At 62.5% G+C, this 1,438-nt stretch carries 2 protein-coding genes; both read right to left on the bottom strand.

All coding sequences use genetic code 11. The features are described 5' to 3' along the window. Positions 1 to 143 precede the first annotated feature (143 nt). A complete protein-coding gene (locus tag ACPXB3_RS22360) occupies positions 144 to 632 on the bottom strand; it encodes a hypothetical protein (protein WP_425729835.1) in 489 nt (162 codons plus the stop codon). 185 nt (positions 633 to 817) lie between these two features. Further along, on the bottom strand, positions 818 to 1,438 hold a 621-nt coding region (locus ACPXB3_RS22355; protein WP_425707107.1), incomplete at its 5' end, for a hypothetical protein.

The following is a 1,438-nucleotide window of genomic DNA, read 5'->3' as shown; positions in this document are numbered from 1 at the left end:
GGTGGTGAAGTGGAGGAACCATGGAGGCGCGTAGACCGAGGGAGTTGGCGTGGTGTTGGGTGTTGTGCATGCGGCTAGCGCGATTATCAGCATCGTGAATGCTGATGCTGTGAGAAGTGTTCGCGCTCGGCGGGTTTGGTGTGTCATGCGCCGGGGTTCGGACTCCAGGACCAGCCGGGGCTGTTGGGTGCGTTGGTTTGTTCGGGGATGTGGGCGGCTGCGCATTGGCGTACGGCGAGGCTCGGTGGCTGGTCGAAATCGGGATCGGTGTCGTTGACAACTTGCCAGTCGCCGAAGACGTTGTGAATCGGATACCAGTGCGGGCCGTGCTGGTTGGCCGGCGGCGGGGCCCCGGTGCGCCGGTAGGTGAGGACTTCGCCGCTCCAGCCGGGGCCAGTTTCGCAAATCGTGGCTGTCGCTGTATTTCCGTCACTATGGAAGCCGCCGATGAAATGCGAGCTTTGAGCCAGCGGACGGGCGAAGTTGGGATCCTTTCTAGGTTCGAATTTGAGGGGATGCAGTTGCCTGGCGTGAACGTAGCCGGGATATCCCACTGAGGCGTGGGCTGCGCTGAGCCACGCTATTCCGTCGGATTCAGATACGGCTCGGATGAAAGTGGCGTCGGCGCTCATGAGATCCAGTGCGGGAGTGGGAACCCAATACATCGTGATGTGCAGAAACCACGGAGGTGCGTACGCCGACGGAGACGTTGGGGGAGTTGGCGTGGTGTTGGGTGTTGTGCATGCGGCGAGCGCGAGTATCAGCATCGTGAGTGTTGATGCTGTGAGAAGTGTTCGCGCTGGGCGGGTTTGGTGTGTCATGCGCCGGGGTCGGGTTCCCAGGACCAGCCGGGGCTGTTGGGTGGGTTGGATTGTTCGGGGATGCGGGCGGATGCGCATTGGCGTACGGCGAGGCTGGGTGGTTGGTCGGTGGCGGGTTCGGTGTCGTTGAGGACTTGCCAGTCGCCGAAGACGTTGTGGATGGGATACCAGTGTTGACCATGCTGGTTGGCCGGCGGCGGGGTCCCGGTGCGCCGGTAGGTGAGGACTTCGCCGCTCCAGCCTGGACCGGGAACGCAGATTGTGGCTGTCGCGGTATTCCCGTCACTGTGGAAGGCACCGATGAATCGTGAGGTTCGGGCGAGCGGGCGGGCGGAAGTGGGGTCCCTTCTCGGTTCGAGTTTTAGAGGATGCAGTTCTCGAGCGTGAACGTAGCCGGGATATGCCACCGAGGCATGGGCTGAGCTGAGGCGAGCAATACCGTCGGATTCAGTTAAGGCCCGGATGAAGGTGGCGTCGCGGCTCGTGAGATCCAGCGCGCGAGTGGGTACCCAGTACCTGGTGATGTGCAGAAACCACGGCGGCGCATAGGTCGAAGGAGATGCCGACGGAGTTGGCGTGGTGTTGGGTGTTGTGCACGCGGCGAGCGCGAGTATCAG

This window comes from Gordonia sp. DT219, assembly GCF_049847065.1.
Lineage (GTDB): Bacteria > Actinomycetota > Actinomycetes > Mycobacteriales > Mycobacteriaceae > Gordonia.
Note: the sequence above shows the minus strand (reverse complement) of the source record. Positions and strands in the feature narration are given on the sequence as shown.

What these genes read in the sequence shown, in the direction of transcription:
- ACPXB3_RS22360 (WP_425729835.1), bottom strand. Translation starts at nt 632, where the DNA reads ATGAGCGCCGACGCCACTTTCATCCGAGCCGTATCTGAATCCGACGGA.